The sequence below is a fragment of the Paraburkholderia atlantica genome, assembly GCF_000092885.1.
GTDB lineage: Bacteria > Pseudomonadota > Gammaproteobacteria > Burkholderiales > Burkholderiaceae > Paraburkholderia > Paraburkholderia atlantica.
The window spans coordinates 330953-345197 of the sequence record NC_014118.1 but is presented as its reverse complement, the minus strand read 5'-3'; the positions used below and the strand labels follow the sequence as shown (position 1 = coordinate 345197).

The following is a 14245-nucleotide window of genomic DNA, read 5'->3' as shown; positions in this document are numbered from 1 at the left end:
GCGTGACGCTGCGCGGCGTTCTATAAGCGCGCGCCGCTCGCTTCGTCGAATAGCGAGACATGCGCGGCGTCGAACGAGAACGCCACGGAGTCATCCTCCGCAATCGGCGCTTTTGTCTGATCGATCGACGCGATCTGTTCGCCATGATAGTCGAGCCAGATCACGCGGTGGTTGCCCATCGGCTCGATCAGCGAAACTTTTGCGCGCTCGCTGGCGCCTGCCGTGATATGCACGTCTTCGGCGCGCACGCCGAGCACGCACGGCACACCGTGCGCCGGCGCCTGTATGAACTCGTATGCCGACACGTCGATTCGGGCATTCCCGGAGCAGAAGTGGAGCGCGCCGTCGCGCGTCTCCAACGTGCCCTTCAGCAGATTCATCGCCGGCGAGCCGAGGAAGGTCGCGACGAACAGGTTGTTCGGCCGCGCATAGACTTCGGCCGGGGTGCCGAACTGCTGGATCACACCGCCGCGCATCACGGCCATACGGGTGGCGAGCGTCATCGCCTCGACCTGGTCGTGCGTCACGTAGATCATCGTCGCGCCGAGGCTGTGGTGCAGTTGCTTCAGCTCACGGCGCAGCTCGGTGCGCAGCTTCGCGTCGAGGTTCGACAGCGGTTCGTCGAACAGGAACACATCGGCTTCGCGCACGATCGCGCGGCCGATCGCGACGCGCTGCCGCTGTCCGCCCGACAACTGCGACGGCTTGCGCTTGAGCAGCGGCCCCAGTTGCAGCATCTCCGACGCGCGCGCGACACGCCTTGCAATTTCCGCCTTCGGTGTGCCGTTGATGCGCAGCGCGAACGACAGGTTGCGCTCGACGCTCATGGTCGGATAGAGCGCGTAGGACTGGAACACCAGCGCGATGCGGCGATCCTTCGGATCGGCCCACGTCATGTCCTCGCCGGCAATCTCGATGCTGCCGTCGCTGACGTCGATCAATCCCGCGATGCTATGCAGCAGCGTGGACTTGCCGCAGCCCGACGGCCCCAGCAGCACGACGAACTCGCCGGCGAGCACGTCGAGATCGAGGTTCTCGATCACCGTGTTCGCGCCGAGCCGAATCGTCAGATTGCGGACCGCCACATTGGCGGGATGCGTGAGCGCCGCGGCGTCGGAGGCGGCGCCCGCGCTTGCACCCGGCACGGCGGCCGCATCGATCGTATTAGCCATGTCTGTCATGCCTTACCCCTTGACGGCGCCCGACGCAATGCCGCGCACGAACCAGCGGCCCGAGATGAAATAAACCGCGAGCGGAACCATCGACGTCAGAATGGTCGCCGCCATATTGACGTTGTAGAGCCGCTCACCGGTCGTCGTGTTGATGATGTTGTTCAGTTGCACCGTCATCGGCAGATTCTTCGTGCCGGCGAACACGAGGCCCAGAATGTAGTCGTTCCAGATGTTCGTGACCTGCATGATCAGCGCGACGACGATGATCGGCGTCGACATCGGCAGCATCAGCTGAAAGAAGATGCGCCAGAAACTGCCGCCGTCGATGCGCGCGGCCTTGAACAGCTCCTGCGGAATCGACGCGTAGTAATTGCGGAACAGCAGCGTCATCACCGGCATGCCGAACATCGTGTGAATCAGCACAATGCCCGGCAGCGAGCTGAACAGATGCACGCTCGCGAGCACGCGCACGAGCGGGTAGATCATCACTTGCACCGGAATGAACGCGCCGACCAGCAGCACGCCGAACAGCAGGCCCGCACCGCGCGGCCGCCAGAACGACAGCGCGTAGCCGTTCACCGCGCCGACCATGATCGACAGTACCGTGCTCGGCGCGACGATCCGCACCGAGTTCCAGAAGCCGACGCGAATGCCGTTGCAATCGAGCCCGGTACAGGCCGACTGCCACGCGGCACTCCACGCGTCGAGCGTGAAATGCATCGGGAACCCAAGCAGATTGCCGAGGCGGATCTCGCTCATCGGCTTGACCGACGTGACCAGCATCACGTAGAGCGGCAGCAGAAAGAACACCGCGGCGGTGAACAGGAACGCGTAGATGCCGAGGCGCGCCGGCGAGAACACCGAGCGGCGAGGCCGCGTGCGCGCGCGCTGCGGCATGCCGCCTTTGAGCGTGGAATCGAGCGTGTTCATCCTCTCTCCCCGCGCAGCGCCGCACGGCTGCGTGCATAGAAGAACGGCGTGAGAACCGCGAGCACCGTCGCGAGCAGCACGATCGACGCAGCCGATGCAAGGCCGATGTTCGCGCGTCCGAACAGATAGTCCATGATGAATTTGGCCGGCACTTCGCTCGCGGTTCCGGGCCCCCCCTGCGTCATCGCGACGACCGCGTCGTACAGCTTCACGACCATCACGAACAGCAGCACGAACGCGGTCGAGATCGACGGTCCGAGCATCGGCACCACGATGCTCGCGTACACGCGCCAGCGTGGAATGCCGTCGATGCGCGCGGCTTTCCACAACTCTTCGTCGATGCCGCGCAGGCCCGCGAGTAACAGCGCCATCACGAGCCCAGAAGCCTGCCACACGGTCGCGATCACGATCGTGTAGATGACCCAGTCCTGATCGACGATCCAGTCGAAGCGAGCATGCGCGAAGCCGAGATTGCGTAGCACCTGCTGCGCACCGAGCGAGGGATTCAGAATCCACTGCCACACGAGCCCGGTCGCGACGAACGACATCGCGTACGGATACAGAAACACCGTGCGCAACGCGCCTTCCGCGACCACGCGCTGATCGATGAAGATTGCCAGCAGCAGACCGATCACCATGCACGCGATGATGAAGCACGCGCCATAGATCACGATGTTCTGCAGCGACATCAGCCAGCGGTCGTTGTGGAACAGCCGCACGTACTGCGTGAGACCCGCGAAGTCATTCGACGGAAACGTGCGCGAATTGCTGAGCGACACACGCGCGGTCCAGACCATCGTGCCCAGATACGTGAACACGACGGTCAGGAGCATCGGCAGCAAGGCCAGCCAGACCGCGATCGAAAACCGCCGGTTCAGCGGTTTGTTTCGCGGCCTGGGTTGCGACTTGCCCTGTGGGTTCGAACCCTCGGCTGGCAGCTTGAGCGCGTGCATGGCGAGACCTAGCCCTTCAGCGCGCTGGCGAACGCTTTCTGCGCGTCGTCGACGGACTGGTTCTTGTTCCAGAAGTTCGTCACGACGTCAGTGAGCGCACCCTGCGTGTCCGGCGACAGCAGCATTTCCGGATTCGGCAACTGGCGCGACTTGTCCTTCATGATCGCGATGCCCTCCTTGGCGCAGACGTCGAGGCTGCTTTCGTCGATGTCAGAGCGAATCGGAATCGAGCCCTTCTTCGCGCTGAACGCGACCTGCGCTGACGGCGAGGTCATCACCGTCGCGAGCAGGTTCTGCGCCTTGATCGCCGACGCGCTATCAGTCTTCGGGAACACGAACACATCGCCCGCAACCAGATACGGCGAACGCGGACCGAAGCCCGGGAAGCAGCCGAAGTCCTTGCCCGCCGTTTGATTCGCCGCGACGAACTCGCCCTTCGCCCAGTCGCCCATGATCTGAACGCCGGCCTTGCCCGAAGTCACGAGCGCGGTCGCGTCGTTCCAGTTGCGGCCAGGGGAGCCCGGATCGACGAAATCGTGCAGCTTCTTGAACGACACGAGCACCTTCTTGAACGCCTCGGAGTTCACCGCGTTCTGATCGTGATCGCGATAGACCTTCATATACAGGTCGGGGCCGCCCACATCGGCGAGCACCGCGTCGAACGTGATCTTCTCCTGCCACGGCTGGCCGCCGAACGCGAGCGGAATCACGCCCGCGCTCTTCAGCTTGCCGAGATCGGCGATGAATTCGTCGTAGCTTTTGGGCTCGCTAGCGATGCCCGCTTTCTGGAACACCGGCTTCGAGTAGAAGAACCACGCCGGCATATGGATGTCGACAGGCGCCGCGTAGAAATGGCCCTTTACGCGGATACTGTCGAGAATCGATTGCGGAAAAATGCCGCTCCAGTTTTCTTTCGCGGCGACGTCGTCGACGTTATTCAGGAGTCCCTGATCGATCAGATCGTGGAACTGCTTCGACGTATTGAACTGTGCGGCGGTGGGTGGATCACCGCCGACGATGCGGTTGATCGCGGTGGCGCGCGCCTGGTCCCCGCCGGCGACCGCGTTGTCGACCCATTGGCCGCCGGCCTTGTCGTACGCGACGGCAAACTGACGAATCGCCGCCGATTCGCCGCCCGAGGTCCACCAGTGAATCACGTTAGCCTTGAGCGGCTCCGCGTGCGCGACGACGCCATACAGCGCCAGTGCCGCAACTACGCCTCGCAAGACCATTCTGTTGCTGTTCATTCCGTCTCCTCCAGGCTCCGCGCCCGTGTGTCAAGTCGAAATACCATCCAGCTCCACCCGGTTTTACATCGTTGCTGCGTCGTTTTGATTGTGTTTATTGCGCCTGCGCCTTGCGATCTTCGAGGAATTTCGACACCAGCTCCGCGCTGCGCTTTATCGTGCGCTTCTGCGTCTGGTAGTCGACGTGCACGATGCCGAAGCGCCGCTCATAGCCGAAAGCCCACTCGAAGTTGTCCATCAGCGACCACAGGAAATAGCCGCGCACGTCGACGCCCGCCTTGATCGCCTGATCGACCGCGGCGAGATGGCGCTTCAGGAACGAGATGCGCTGCGTGTCCTCGACGCGGCCGTCGATGACCTTGTCGTCCGATGCCATGCCGTTCTCGGTGATGTAGATCGGCGGCAGATTGACATAGGTGTCTTTGAAGCCGATCAACAGATCGCGAAGACCGTCAGGGTAAACCTCCCATCCCATCTGCGTACGCTCGACACCTTCGAGCGGCACGTCTTTGAATCCATGCCCGCCGTCACTCGCGACGTTGGTGCGGAAATAATAGTTGATGCCGAGGAAGTCGAGCGGCGTATTGATCGTCTGCATGTCGCCTTCTAGCACCAGCGGCTCGCTGCCCGGCCACAGCTCGACCAGGTCTTGCGGATACTCGCCCTTGAACAGCGGATCGAGAATCCACGCGTTGTGCTGAACTTCGAACAGCTCGGCCGCGCGACGGTCGGCGGCGCTATTGCTATTCGGCGTGCCGCGCCCGACGTTCGCGACGATGCCCTTGTGCGAGCGCGGATCGTTCGCGCGCAGCACCGGAATCGCGAGACCGTGCGCGAGCAGCAGATGATGCATGGCCTGCGCGGCGAAACGCACGTTCGAGAGCCCCGGCGCGTGATGGCCGTTGCCGTAGCCGAGGTACGCCGAACACCACGGCTCGTTGAGCGTCGCCCACGCATCGACGAAGCCGTGCAGTTCGCGGCTCATCAGATCCGCGTAATCGACGAAACGGTACGCGGTTTCGCGATTGAGCCAGCCGCCGCGATCCTCGAGATGCTGAGGCAAATCCCAGTGATACAGCGTGACGAAAGTCGTGATGTTCTTCTCTTTGAGCCGTCCGAGCAGGCGCTTGTAGAAGTCGAGGCCCTTCTGGTTCGGCGCGCCGTTTTCATCCATCACGCGCGGCCATGCGGTCGACAGCCGGTACGCCTCGAGGCCGAGGCCCGCGAGCAGATCGACGTCCTGTTCCCAGCGATGATAGTGATCGCATGCGACGGCGCCGGTATCGCCAGCCAGCACCTTGCCCGGTGTGGCCGAGAACGTGTCCCAGATCGACGGCAGGCGGCCGTCTTCGTTGATCGCGCCTTCGATCTGATACGACGCGGTGGCCGCGCCGAGCAGGAAGTCCTGGCGCCATAGCGACGAATCGGCGGGCGGTGTGAATGGATCGGAATGTGGGTCGCCGTGAGTGGGGGGTTGTTCGGCGTCGACGACTGCGGATGCGTTGTTTACCACGGATTCTCTCCTGCGCTGAGGTCATTGAACCGGGTGTGGTGGAACTCGATGCGCTCTCGTTCGAACTTACTGTGAACGCTTAAGTGGAAGCGCTTCCACACTGTCGAGTGAACGATAACAGTGGCGAAATCGGAGCAGCAATCCGGGTTTGTCTGGAGAGGGTTTCTCGGATCCGCGCGAGGGTGATGCGGGCTGCATCCCAGATCGCCGACAATCGGCTTATCCACTCAGGCATGGAAGACGATTGCGACGAGCGAATTCGATCTGTCGTCTTGCGCATTGCGCTCGACGCTCTTTCCCGGGTGAAAAGTCGCTTCGCGTCACGCGTATTTCGCTCAAGAGAGGTCGCAGTTATGCGGCGTTCATCAACCAATCAAGGGAGAACAAGTGATACATGGCCTACACCGGCAAGTTTCTAGTGAACAACGCACCGCTCTCACCGCTCACCATCAATGGCATCGGCAGGTTCGACGCGTATTCCGGCGACGGTCCGTACCTCAATCGGTGCGCGCAACGTCACGCAGTAGCGGAAAACCTCACACGAAAAACGCCCGCGCCGCCGACGAGGCGCGCGCGGACGCCCATATAGGATCACGAAATATATCTCAAAAATTGCGCTTCCTTTCGTTTTTTGCTGTAGTTGCCGACCCAATCACGAAATAAGGAAATAAATATGGTCTGGACTTATAGCCAGAAGTCGGGGCAGCTTTGGCATAATGACGCACCCATTGCAGGTGGAAATGCCAGCGGCTATTCAGGAAAGGGCGCGGGGAAAAATAACCCCATTATGCAGGCAAAATCGAGCACTGGCCCGATTCCCCGAGGAGAGTATCGGATCACTGAGCCATTCAATCATGCTCATGCTGGGCGTTACACACTGAGACTCGAACCGGCGATTGGGACACAGACCTTTGGGCGTAGTGGTTTCATGATTCATGGTGACAGCTTAAAGAACCCGGGCAACGCCTCGGAAGGCTGTATCATTTTTCCGCTCTTAATCCGTCAACGGATCTGGAACAGTGGCGATACGCTCCTGGAGGTCGTCCAGTGAAGCGATATTTATTGGTTTTGTCGCTTTCGCTTCCGGGAATATGTCTTGCCTCGCCGTCGTGCGCCAGCTGGCCTACTAACATGGCGCTCGTCCATCTGAAAAACGCAGGCATTACCGACCCGACAAAAATCGACGAATCGAAAACCAAGGCTGTGCGGCTCGCCTCAGAGAAAGTGGGCAAGGATCTATACCGACAGATTTACGATATTACTTTTATCGAAAAGAACGGCCCGCGAATCGAGGTCATTACATCGAGCGAGGCGTCGGCGCAAGAATGCTCAATGAGTGGCGTCGATGTTTTTGTTGTTTCCAGACGGCTCGGCGGTCCCTGACCGAATGCTAGACCACATGGGGCAACGGCACGAGGTAACAGCGTAACGAAAACGCCCGCGCCGCCGACGAGGCGCGCGCGGGCGGGGCTGGCACAGTCGAATCGCGCCGATTTCCTGAAAATTCGTAACTCACTGCTGCACACCATGACGATTCCTGGCGGCAATTCGGGGCTTCGCGCCTATGGAACAATTGAGGTCATCACGCATGGCAACACTTGTCCGTAGGGTGTTCAAGGTCGTGCTGTTTTGCGGCCTCTTTTATCTCGCCTTGCGCTATGTACATACCTACCCGTGGCCGATGCCGAAAAGCCATCGGTGATGTGGTGGCGTGCTTCGCGCTGGCTCGGCATCCGTGACCCCGAAGATTTGTATATTTGGGTCTGGGTGCCTATTGACCTGATCGTGGCAGCGCTCGCCTATGTGGTGATCATGAGACTATGGAGGTGCTATCGTGGCAAGAAAGCCTCATTGCCAAATTGCGAATGAGAATGACGGCACTCCGTAGGCTGTTCAAGGTGGAGCTCTTTATCGGCCTGTTCCTTTTATCCGCTCGCTTGATTGGCCGGAATGGGCCGATGCCAGAGAGTGAGGCGCTCAGATGGTTGAGTATCGCCAACGGCCTCGGCCTGCATGAAGCCGACGATGTCTATGTCCCTGTAATGCTGACTGTCTGGTTGATCGTCGCTGCGGTGACTTATCTCGCGATCATGAGGTTATGCCGGGTCTGACAGCGCTATCGCTCGCGTGCCTGAAGAGCACTGAACCGGACCCGCTTCGCGCGGGTCTTTTATTGCATGCGCGCGCCCCTGCTACGCTGCTGTTTTCTGAACCATTGCCACCATCCGACCCGCATGAAAACCGGCTCCGTTTCGCTCGGTGACGTCGCTGCGCGCGCGACGTATCTTGAGGTCACCGGATGACGACTGATTCAAGTCGAGCGCTCGATCATGGCGAAGCCTGCGCCGGGTTCCATTTTCTTCCAGCTCTTTCCATCGTCTTGCGCAATGCAGAGGTGGGAAAATTGGTCGACATTGAATTGCCTCACCGTTTCTATTGTTTCTGATTGCTGGCCGGGTGCATCAGAAAGCAACTCGGGCTCACGTCGCTGGCGTGCATGTCGTGGAGTGCGAGGAGACGTCCCGTAAGCGAGGTTGGCACGGAACGCTTCGTTCCGGCAAACCTCCGTCTCCGTTGATTTCGCTATGCGCGTTAGTCGCCGCGAAGCCGCACTCGCGCGGCAATTCTGCCGTGAGGGAAAATGGCGCGATTATCAGAAAGGCCCGCATTTCGCATCGGTTTTATTGATCGAGCGAATGCGCTCGTCTACGGCTTGTCGTCCTCGCGATCGGGGTCGATATCGGGATCGAGCGGCGGCTCGTCCGGGTCCTGCGATGGACCGATGTCGGGCAGATCCGTCTGCACGACGTCGGACTGATCTGGCCGGAGCGGATTTTCGTCCTTGTTCGGTGAGGTGGCCATGGCCGGTCCTCCTTGCATCGTTGCCATGCTGAAATGGCAGCAAGTTCCGCTCCCGATCCAGAACCGGCCATGCCCTTTCGCTCACAAATCAAAGCCCATTTGCGAGCGGCCAAGTTCGGTAAGATCGTCTGCCGTCGCGCGGCCGACAAAATCGACTTCGAAATGATCGGCCGGAAAATCCGGCGGGCTCCTGCCTTCGAGAAAGCTCGGCAGTTGTCGTTTCAGGTACGCATCGTTCTTCGCGCAGGCCGGCAGCGAAGCGATATACATCACGTTGCTATAGCCATTGCCGCGATGCGCGTCTTCGACCGCGTGAATGACGTCGCTATGCCAGAACACGGTGTCGCCCGCCTGCATCAGCGGAATCGACGACAGCGCATGAAACAGCGGCGCGTGATACGCGGACTTGATCGACAGTGCGCGACCCGGCATCGCTCCGCACAAGTCGTCTTCGGCGACATCGTCCTGCAGCGCGCGCAACAGGACATAGATCATCGAGTTCGCCATGGGCACCAATTGCAGCGTGCCGTCGCCGGGGCCTTGCGGCGTCAGCGCGGTCCAGCCCTGAAACGTGCGGAACATCGAGCAGACGGCCGGCGAAGCGATCTCCTCGACTTCGGTTCGCCACGCGGCATCGAACGGATCGTAGTCGCGCCAGTGGCCCGAGAACACGTGGCGATAGACCTTGCGGAAATTCGGCTCGATCCAGCGCTCCACCGAACCACCGTCGCAATGCGCCGACAATCCGAGCGATTCCGATCCGGGCGGCCGACGACGCAGGCGGTCCGCATACACCGGCACATGGTTCGGATCGAAATGCACGCGCCCTTCACTCTCGGTGCGCCACAGCCGGTTCAGGAACACACGGGCCCGCGTGAGTTCCCTCGACTGGCGCGCGAGCACCTGCGGTTTCGACCAGTACACGCCATAGATTTGCGGCCTGCTCGACGCGAGCTGACCGAAGTATTTGTCTTCCGCGCGATTCAGCAGCTTTGCATCGAGGTCGTTGCGCTCGACGTAGTCGGCGATGTCCTGATCCCATTGCTCGACGAGCGACCGGTCGAACACCTTGCGGATCACACAGGCGCCGCGCGTTTTGACGAGCGAGATCTGTGCGTCGGTGACTCGGTTCGCGACGATGTCGGCGAACTGAATTTCCGGAATCACCGGCTCGCCGCGATCACGCAGTGTGGCGATTCGCTCCGCCTCTTTCGTCATCGCCGCTTCGACGTCGGCGAACACGTCACGGTAGTTCGGCAGCATTGCGCGCAGCTCGCGCTTCGCTTGACGGATGGCTGCCGGCAGGTCGTTGATATGCAAGGCCATTGCATCGTCTCCATGGGGTTTCCGATGCTTGAAGCGTACGCGAACGAGCGCCGGGTGCGTGATACTATCCGGTCAAAGACTTGACGATTTCGGACATGAAAGCCGCTTTTGAGCATGTGGATTTTGGCCGGGACTGTTCGGTCAGGGTTTATCACCGTCGGCTGCCCCGCATTCCTTTCGAATGGCACCACCATCCCGAGTACGAACTGACGCTGACGATGAACAGTCAGGGCAAGCGGTACATCGGAGACTCCGTCGCGACCTACGGCGCGGACGATCTGGTGCTGGTGCCGCCGAATCTGCCGCACACGTGGGCCTCGAACCGCTCGATCGACGCGGCGCACCCGCAGGTCGCGATCGTCGTCTGGTTTGACGGCGCGTGGCTGCGGCGACTCGCCGATGTCTGCCCCGAATACAACGGACTCTGCGACCTGTTGCGCAGAGCGGCCTGCGGTCTCGCGTTCGAAGACGGTGCCGGCACGCGCATGCGCGAACACCTCGACCGCCTGCTGTCCGACAAACCGCGCGAACGCTTGCAGGCGGTGCTCGACGTGCTGGATCTGCTGTCGACGCTTCCCGCCACGCCGCTCGCATCCCCAAGCGCATTCGATGTGCAGACCGGCGCCGCCACTGGCCACGAATCCGATCAGCTCAATCGCGCGCTCGCATTGATCGAGACACAGTTCGCGCATCCGCTGCGGCTTTCCGCGCTTGCCAAGGCGTCGGGGCTGTCCGAGCGCTCGTTGACGCGGCATTTCACGCAGCATCTTGGCGAGAGCGTCGGGCGCTACGTGACGCGCGTGCGAATCGGCCATGCGTGCCGGATGTTGACGGACACGCAAGCGCCGATTTCCGTCATCGCGACGCGCTCCGGGTTCGCCAACGTGGCGAATTTCAACCGGCAGTTCAAAGCGGCAAAGGACATGACACCGGTTGAATTCAGGCAGCAGTTCGCGGGCGCGCGACGCGCCGAGCAACAGATGTCGCCGCGGCTCACCGAGCGCTCGCCTTCGCTTCAGAGACTTCGCAACAAAGGAGACAGCAAGCGGATGTCCCGGCCCTCCCGTGCAGGCAGGCAGTCCGGATGACGGGATCTTTGTGCACGTATGAGGCACGACTTGCAGCAAGTGTTGGGCCAAGGATTTTATGGCGCAGACTATGCGCTGACGACGAATATTCAACGCGACGGCCACGCGCGGCGGGTCGACTGCAACGCCCGGCTCTGGAGAGACGCCATGAACGAACAAGCGATACGTGAAGCCTTGAACACACACTGGCGAGCGTCGGCGGACGGCGATCTCGACGCCGAGCACACTATCTACGCTGACGATGCGATCTGCGACTACCCCCAATCGGGCGAGCGAATTCACGGACGAATCAATTTGCAGGCCCTGCGCGGCCATCATCCCGGCAAGCCATCGGGTTTCGCGATCAGGCGAATTCAAGGCGAGGGCAATCTGTGGATCACCGAGTACACGATCAACTATCAGGGGCGCATCGCATACACGGTCAGCGTGATGGAGTTCCGCGAAGGCAAGGTCGTCCACGAGACGCAGTATTTTGCAGATCCGTTCGAGGCACCGGATTGGCGCAGTCAATGGGTCGAGCGGACCGCCTGAAAAAACGCGCCGCTGCCATGTAGGACCAAGGTCTGATTGATGACAAACGCGCGCGTGCGACTATGCTTCGGGGGGTGAAGCCCGAACTTAGCGAGGTTCGCGATGCGGCAGGCCAAGATCGTTATCGTCGGCGCGGGGCTGGTCGGGGGATCGGCAGCCCTGTTCGTGGCGTTAGCCATTCCGAGCGCGAAAGTCGTGATCATCGACGTCGCGCGGGTGCGCGCTGAAGGACAGGCTCTGGATCTCGCGCACGCCGCGGCATTCTGGGGGCACAGCCGGTTCCGCGCAGGCGACTACGAAGATGCGCGCGACGCCGACATCGTCGTGATCACCGCCGGCGCCGGCGTCAAACCCGGCGAGACTCGCCTGCACCTTGCGAAAACCAATGCGGACATCGCGACTGAAATCGTCGGGCGCATCGCGCCGCTCGCGCCCGAAGCCATCTATCTGATCGCGACCAACCCGTGCGACGTGCTGACCGGCGCCGTTTACGACCAACTGCGTTGCGAGCGCGAGCGCGTCATCAGCACCGGCACCTCGCTCGACACCGGGCGGCTGCGCTCCCTGCTGTCCGAACGGTTCGGCGTGGTGGCCTCCGCGATTCACGCCTATGTGCTGGGCGAGCACGGCGAATCGGCGGTGATCCAGTGGTCCGCCGCGACGGTCTGCGGCATGCCTCTCGAAACCTTCCTGACGAGGAACGGCAAGGAGCTGGGCCCCGCCAGCAGGGATCTGATCCTGCGCTCCGTTCACGAGGCGGCCAAGCTCATCAAGGAAGGCAAAGGCGCCACCCATTACGGCATCGCCAGCGCGATAGGAAGGATCTGCGAGGCCATCGTCCACGACACCGATCTGATCCTGACGGTTGGCATCGTCGAGCCCGAAGTGGAAGGCGTACCGGACGTGTGCGTGTCGCTGCCGATGGTCGTCAATGGCGCGGGCGCGCGCCTGATCGCCTATCCTGAACTTGACCCTATCGAGCGCGAGGCCTTGCTGGGCAGCGCGCGCATCGTCAAGGAGGCGACGGAAAGCGTGCTTCACGAGCGGTGACGCTTTCCCGCGCACTTCGAAAATACCCAGCAACGCCGGCACGAGGTCCATCATGGCTCCCACACCTGCCAAGGTTTCACAGCCCACCAGCTCCCCGCCCGCCACGCCAAAGCCGTCGGTCGGACTGCCGGCGGGCATCTGGAAATATCTGGTACCGATCGCGATCGGCCTCGTGCTGTGGTTTTTGCCCGCGCCCGCCGGCCTGCAGCCGAAGGCGTGGCATATGTTCGCCGTGTTCGTCGCGACCATTGCGGGGATTATGACCGCCCCGCTGCCGATGTCGGTGGTTGCCATCATCGGCTCGACCATCGGTGTGCTGGTCGGCGTCCTGACGTTCGCCGACGTCACCCGATCCACCGGCACCGACCTCGTCTGGCTCGTGATGCTGGCGTTTTTCATTTCACGCGGCGTGATCAAGACCGGCCTTGGCCGCCGCATCGCGCTTCTGTTCATGCGATCGCTGGGAAAGCGCACGACGGGACTCGGCTACGGGCTCGTGTTGACCGAACTCGTGATCTCCCCGGCGATGCCGAGCATCACCGCGCGCGCGGGCGGCGTGATGCTGCCGATCACGCGGGCGATTTCCGAAGTGCTGGGCAGTCACGCCGACGATCCGGAATCTCGCGCGAAGGTGGGACGCTATCTGATTCTCTGCGCCTTTCACGCGAACATCATCACGGCGGGTATGTTCATCACGGCGATGGCGGGCAATCCGCTGGTGGTCAAGCTGGCCGCGGACCAGGGCGTCTCGATCAGCTGGCTCGACTGGGCGCTGGCGGCGTCGATCCCCGGTCTTTTGTGCCTCGCCGTAATTCCGATCGCGATGCTGTGGATCGCCCCGCCGCACGTCAGACGCACCCCCGATGCGACCGATCTCGCGCAACGAGAGCTCGCAACGATGGGCTCCATCTCGGTCAAAGAAATCATCATGGCGTGCATCTTCGTCGGCTTGCTGGTGCTGTGGGTGTTCGGCGACGATATCGGCATCGGCGCGACGCTCGCGGCGGCGATCGGCGTTTCGTTGCTGTTCATCAGCGGCGTGCTGACCTGGCAGGATGCGCTGAACGAGAAGTCCGCCTGGGACACGATGATCTGGATCGGCCTGCTCATCATGCTGGCCTCCAAGCTCAACGAGTACGGCATGGTGGCCTGGTTCGGCAAGGAATTCGGCGCGCATCTCGCGGGCTTTCCGATGCTGGCCGTCTATATGCTGGTGGCGGCGATCTATGTTTACATTCACTACTTTTTCGCCAGCGCCACCGCGCATATCAGCGCGCTGTTTCCACTTTCGATGGCGCTGATGGTCGCCGCCGGCGTCCCGCCCTTCGTCGCCGCGGTCTCGCTCGGCATCCTGAGCAATGTGAACGGTTGCCTGACGCAATATGGCATCGGCTCCGGGCCGGTCATGTTCGGCGCGGGCTACGTGACCCAGGGCGAATGGTGGAAGGCGGGCTTTCTGATGAGCCTGTTTTACATGGTCGCCTGGCTGGTGGTTGGGCCGCTTTGGTGGAAGGTGCTGGGCCACGTATGAGACAACGCGACTTTCGACGCGCGGACCGTACGGCTCGCGCAC

Annotated in this window: 15 protein-coding genes and 2 pseudogenes; 10 read left to right on the top strand and 7 right to left on the bottom strand. The window is 61.7% G+C overall.

The features are described from left to right. Positions 1-20: 20 nt before the first annotated feature. The 5 genes from BC1002_RS17620 to BC1002_RS17600 all read right to left on the bottom strand — a co-directional run bounded on the left by BC1002_RS17620 (position 21) and on the right by BC1002_RS17600 (position 5815). Positions 21-1181 (bottom strand): ABC transporter ATP-binding protein, encoded by a 1161-nt coding sequence (locus BC1002_RS17620; protein ID WP_013091351.1) that lies wholly within the window; start codon positions 1179-1181, stop codon positions 21-23. A gap of 3 nt (positions 1182-1184) precedes the next feature. Next, positions 1185-2102: a carbohydrate ABC transporter permease gene (locus BC1002_RS17615; protein WP_013091350.1), complete on the bottom strand. Its 918-nt coding sequence runs from the start codon at positions 2100-2102 to the stop codon at positions 1185-1187. Next, positions 2099-3055 carry a carbohydrate ABC transporter permease gene (locus tag BC1002_RS17610; protein WP_013091349.1) on the bottom strand — a complete coding sequence of 319 codons (957 nt, stop codon included), beginning with the start codon at positions 3053-3055 and terminating at the stop codon, positions 2099-2101. The genes BC1002_RS17615 and BC1002_RS17610 overlap by 4 nt, the downstream gene beginning before the upstream one ends. Positions 3056-3063: 8 nt before the next feature. Beyond that, positions 3064-4302: an ABC transporter substrate-binding protein gene (locus tag BC1002_RS17605; RefSeq protein ID WP_013091348.1), complete on the bottom strand. Its 1239-nt coding sequence runs from the start codon at positions 4300-4302 to the stop codon at positions 3064-3066. A gap of 94 nt (positions 4303-4396) precedes the next feature. After that, positions 4397-5815 (bottom strand): GH1 family beta-glucosidase, encoded by a 1419-nt coding sequence (locus tag BC1002_RS17600; protein ID WP_013091347.1) that lies wholly within the window; start codon positions 5813-5815, stop codon positions 4397-4399. A 394-nt stretch (positions 5816-6209) separates the two neighbouring features. On the opposite strand from BC1002_RS17600, the pseudogene BC1002_RS38915 reads away from it, so the two are divergent. The 6 genes and pseudogenes from BC1002_RS38915 to BC1002_RS17580 all read left to right on the top strand — a co-directional run. Next, positions 6210-6320, top strand: a pseudogene (locus tag BC1002_RS38915) (DUF2778 domain-containing protein); the annotation flags it as partial. Between the two features lie 168 nt (positions 6321-6488). Then, positions 6489-6866, top strand: a complete 378-nt coding sequence (locus tag BC1002_RS36370) for a tlde1 domain-containing protein (protein WP_013091345.1) — start codon at positions 6489-6491, stop codon at positions 6864-6866. Positions 6867-6946: 80 nt separating this feature from the next. Continuing rightward, on the top strand, positions 6947-7198 hold the full coding sequence (locus BC1002_RS17590) for a hypothetical protein (protein ID WP_238537985.1): 252 nt from the start codon (positions 6947-6949) through the stop codon (positions 7196-7198). A 99-nt stretch (positions 7199-7297) separates the two neighbouring features. After that, positions 7298-7423 (top strand): annotated as a pseudogene (locus BC1002_RS38910) (DUF2778 domain-containing protein); the annotation flags it as partial. A gap of 66 nt (positions 7424-7489) precedes the next feature. Next, complete coding sequence (locus BC1002_RS17585; protein ID WP_420798775.1) at positions 7490-7684, top strand: hypothetical protein; 195 nt, start codon at positions 7490-7492, stop codon at positions 7682-7684. Positions 7685-7686: 2 nt separating this feature from the next. Further along, entirely contained in the window at positions 7687-7926 is a 240-nt protein-coding gene (locus tag BC1002_RS17580; RefSeq protein WP_041734924.1) for a hypothetical protein, read from the top strand. Positions 7927-8521: 595 nt separating this feature from the next. On the opposite strand, the gene BC1002_RS38470 is transcribed toward BC1002_RS17580, so the two are convergent. After that, positions 8522-8677 carry a hypothetical protein gene (locus BC1002_RS38470; protein ID WP_013091342.1) on the bottom strand — a complete coding sequence of 52 codons (156 nt, stop codon included), beginning with the start codon at positions 8675-8677 and terminating at the stop codon, positions 8522-8524. Positions 8678-8758: 81 nt separating this feature from the next. After that, complete coding sequence (locus BC1002_RS17575) at positions 8759-10003, bottom strand: DUF1479 domain-containing protein (protein WP_013091341.1); 1245 nt, start codon at positions 10001-10003, stop codon at positions 8759-8761. Positions 10004-10098: 95 nt separating this feature from the next. Here BC1002_RS17575 and BC1002_RS17570 point away from each other — a divergent pair, with 95 nt between their 5' ends. The 4 genes from BC1002_RS17570 (at position 10099) to BC1002_RS17555 (ending at position 14203) form a co-directional block, all read left to right on the top strand. Then, a complete protein-coding gene (locus BC1002_RS17570) occupies positions 10099-11091 on the top strand; it encodes a helix-turn-helix domain-containing protein (protein ID WP_013091340.1) in 993 nt (330 codons plus the stop codon). Between the two features lie 147 nt (positions 11092-11238). Further along, the gene (locus BC1002_RS17565; RefSeq protein WP_041735281.1) at positions 11239-11622 is read left to right on the top strand and encodes a nuclear transport factor 2 family protein; all 384 of its coding nucleotides are present in this window, start codon (positions 11239-11241) and stop codon (positions 11620-11622) included. A 102-nt stretch (positions 11623-11724) separates the two neighbouring features. Then, positions 11725-12672 carry a lactate/malate family dehydrogenase gene (locus tag BC1002_RS17560; RefSeq protein WP_013091338.1) on the top strand — a complete coding sequence of 316 codons (948 nt, stop codon included), beginning with the start codon at positions 11725-11727 and terminating at the stop codon, positions 12670-12672. A 52-nt stretch (positions 12673-12724) separates the two neighbouring features. Next, on the top strand, positions 12725-14203 hold the full coding sequence (locus BC1002_RS17555) for a DASS family sodium-coupled anion symporter (RefSeq protein WP_013091337.1): 1479 nt from the start codon (positions 12725-12727) through the stop codon (positions 14201-14203). Positions 14204-14245 lie beyond the last annotated feature (42 nt).

What these genes read in the sequence shown, in the direction of transcription:
- BC1002_RS17620 (WP_013091351.1), bottom strand. Translation starts at nt 1,181, where the DNA reads ATGACAGACATGGCTAATACGATCGATGCGGCCGCCGTGCCGGGTGCA.
- BC1002_RS17615 (WP_013091350.1), bottom strand. Translation starts at nt 2,102, where the DNA reads ATGAACACGCTCGATTCCACGCTCAAAGGCGGCATGCCGCAGCGCGCG.
- BC1002_RS17610 (WP_013091349.1), bottom strand. Translation starts at nt 3,055, where the DNA reads ATGCACGCGCTCAAGCTGCCAGCCGAGGGTTCGAACCCACAGGGCAAG.
- BC1002_RS17605 (WP_013091348.1), bottom strand. Translation starts at nt 4,302, where the DNA reads ATGAACAGCAACAGAATGGTCTTGCGAGGCGTAGTTGCGGCACTGGCG.
- BC1002_RS36370 (WP_013091345.1), top strand. Translation starts at nt 6,489, where the DNA reads ATGGTCTGGACTTATAGCCAGAAGTCGGGGCAGCTTTGGCATAATGAC.
- BC1002_RS17590 (WP_238537985.1), top strand. Translation starts at nt 6,947, where the DNA reads ATGGCGCTCGTCCATCTGAAAAACGCAGGCATTACCGACCCGACAAAA.
- BC1002_RS17580 (WP_041734924.1), top strand. Translation starts at nt 7,687, where the DNA reads ATGACGGCACTCCGTAGGCTGTTCAAGGTGGAGCTCTTTATCGGCCTG.
- BC1002_RS38470 (WP_013091342.1), bottom strand. Translation starts at nt 8,677, where the DNA reads ATGGCCACCTCACCGAACAAGGACGAAAATCCGCTCCGGCCAGATCAG.
- BC1002_RS17575 (WP_013091341.1), bottom strand. Translation starts at nt 10,003, where the DNA reads ATGGCCTTGCATATCAACGACCTGCCGGCAGCCATCCGTCAAGCGAAG.
- BC1002_RS17570 (WP_013091340.1), top strand. Translation starts at nt 10,099, where the DNA reads ATGAAAGCCGCTTTTGAGCATGTGGATTTTGGCCGGGACTGTTCGGTC.
- BC1002_RS17565 (WP_041735281.1), top strand. Translation starts at nt 11,239, where the DNA reads ATGAACGAACAAGCGATACGTGAAGCCTTGAACACACACTGGCGAGCG.
- BC1002_RS17560 (WP_013091338.1), top strand. Translation starts at nt 11,725, where the DNA reads ATGCGGCAGGCCAAGATCGTTATCGTCGGCGCGGGGCTGGTCGGGGGA.
- BC1002_RS17555 (WP_013091337.1), top strand. Translation starts at nt 12,725, where the DNA reads ATGGCTCCCACACCTGCCAAGGTTTCACAGCCCACCAGCTCCCCGCCC.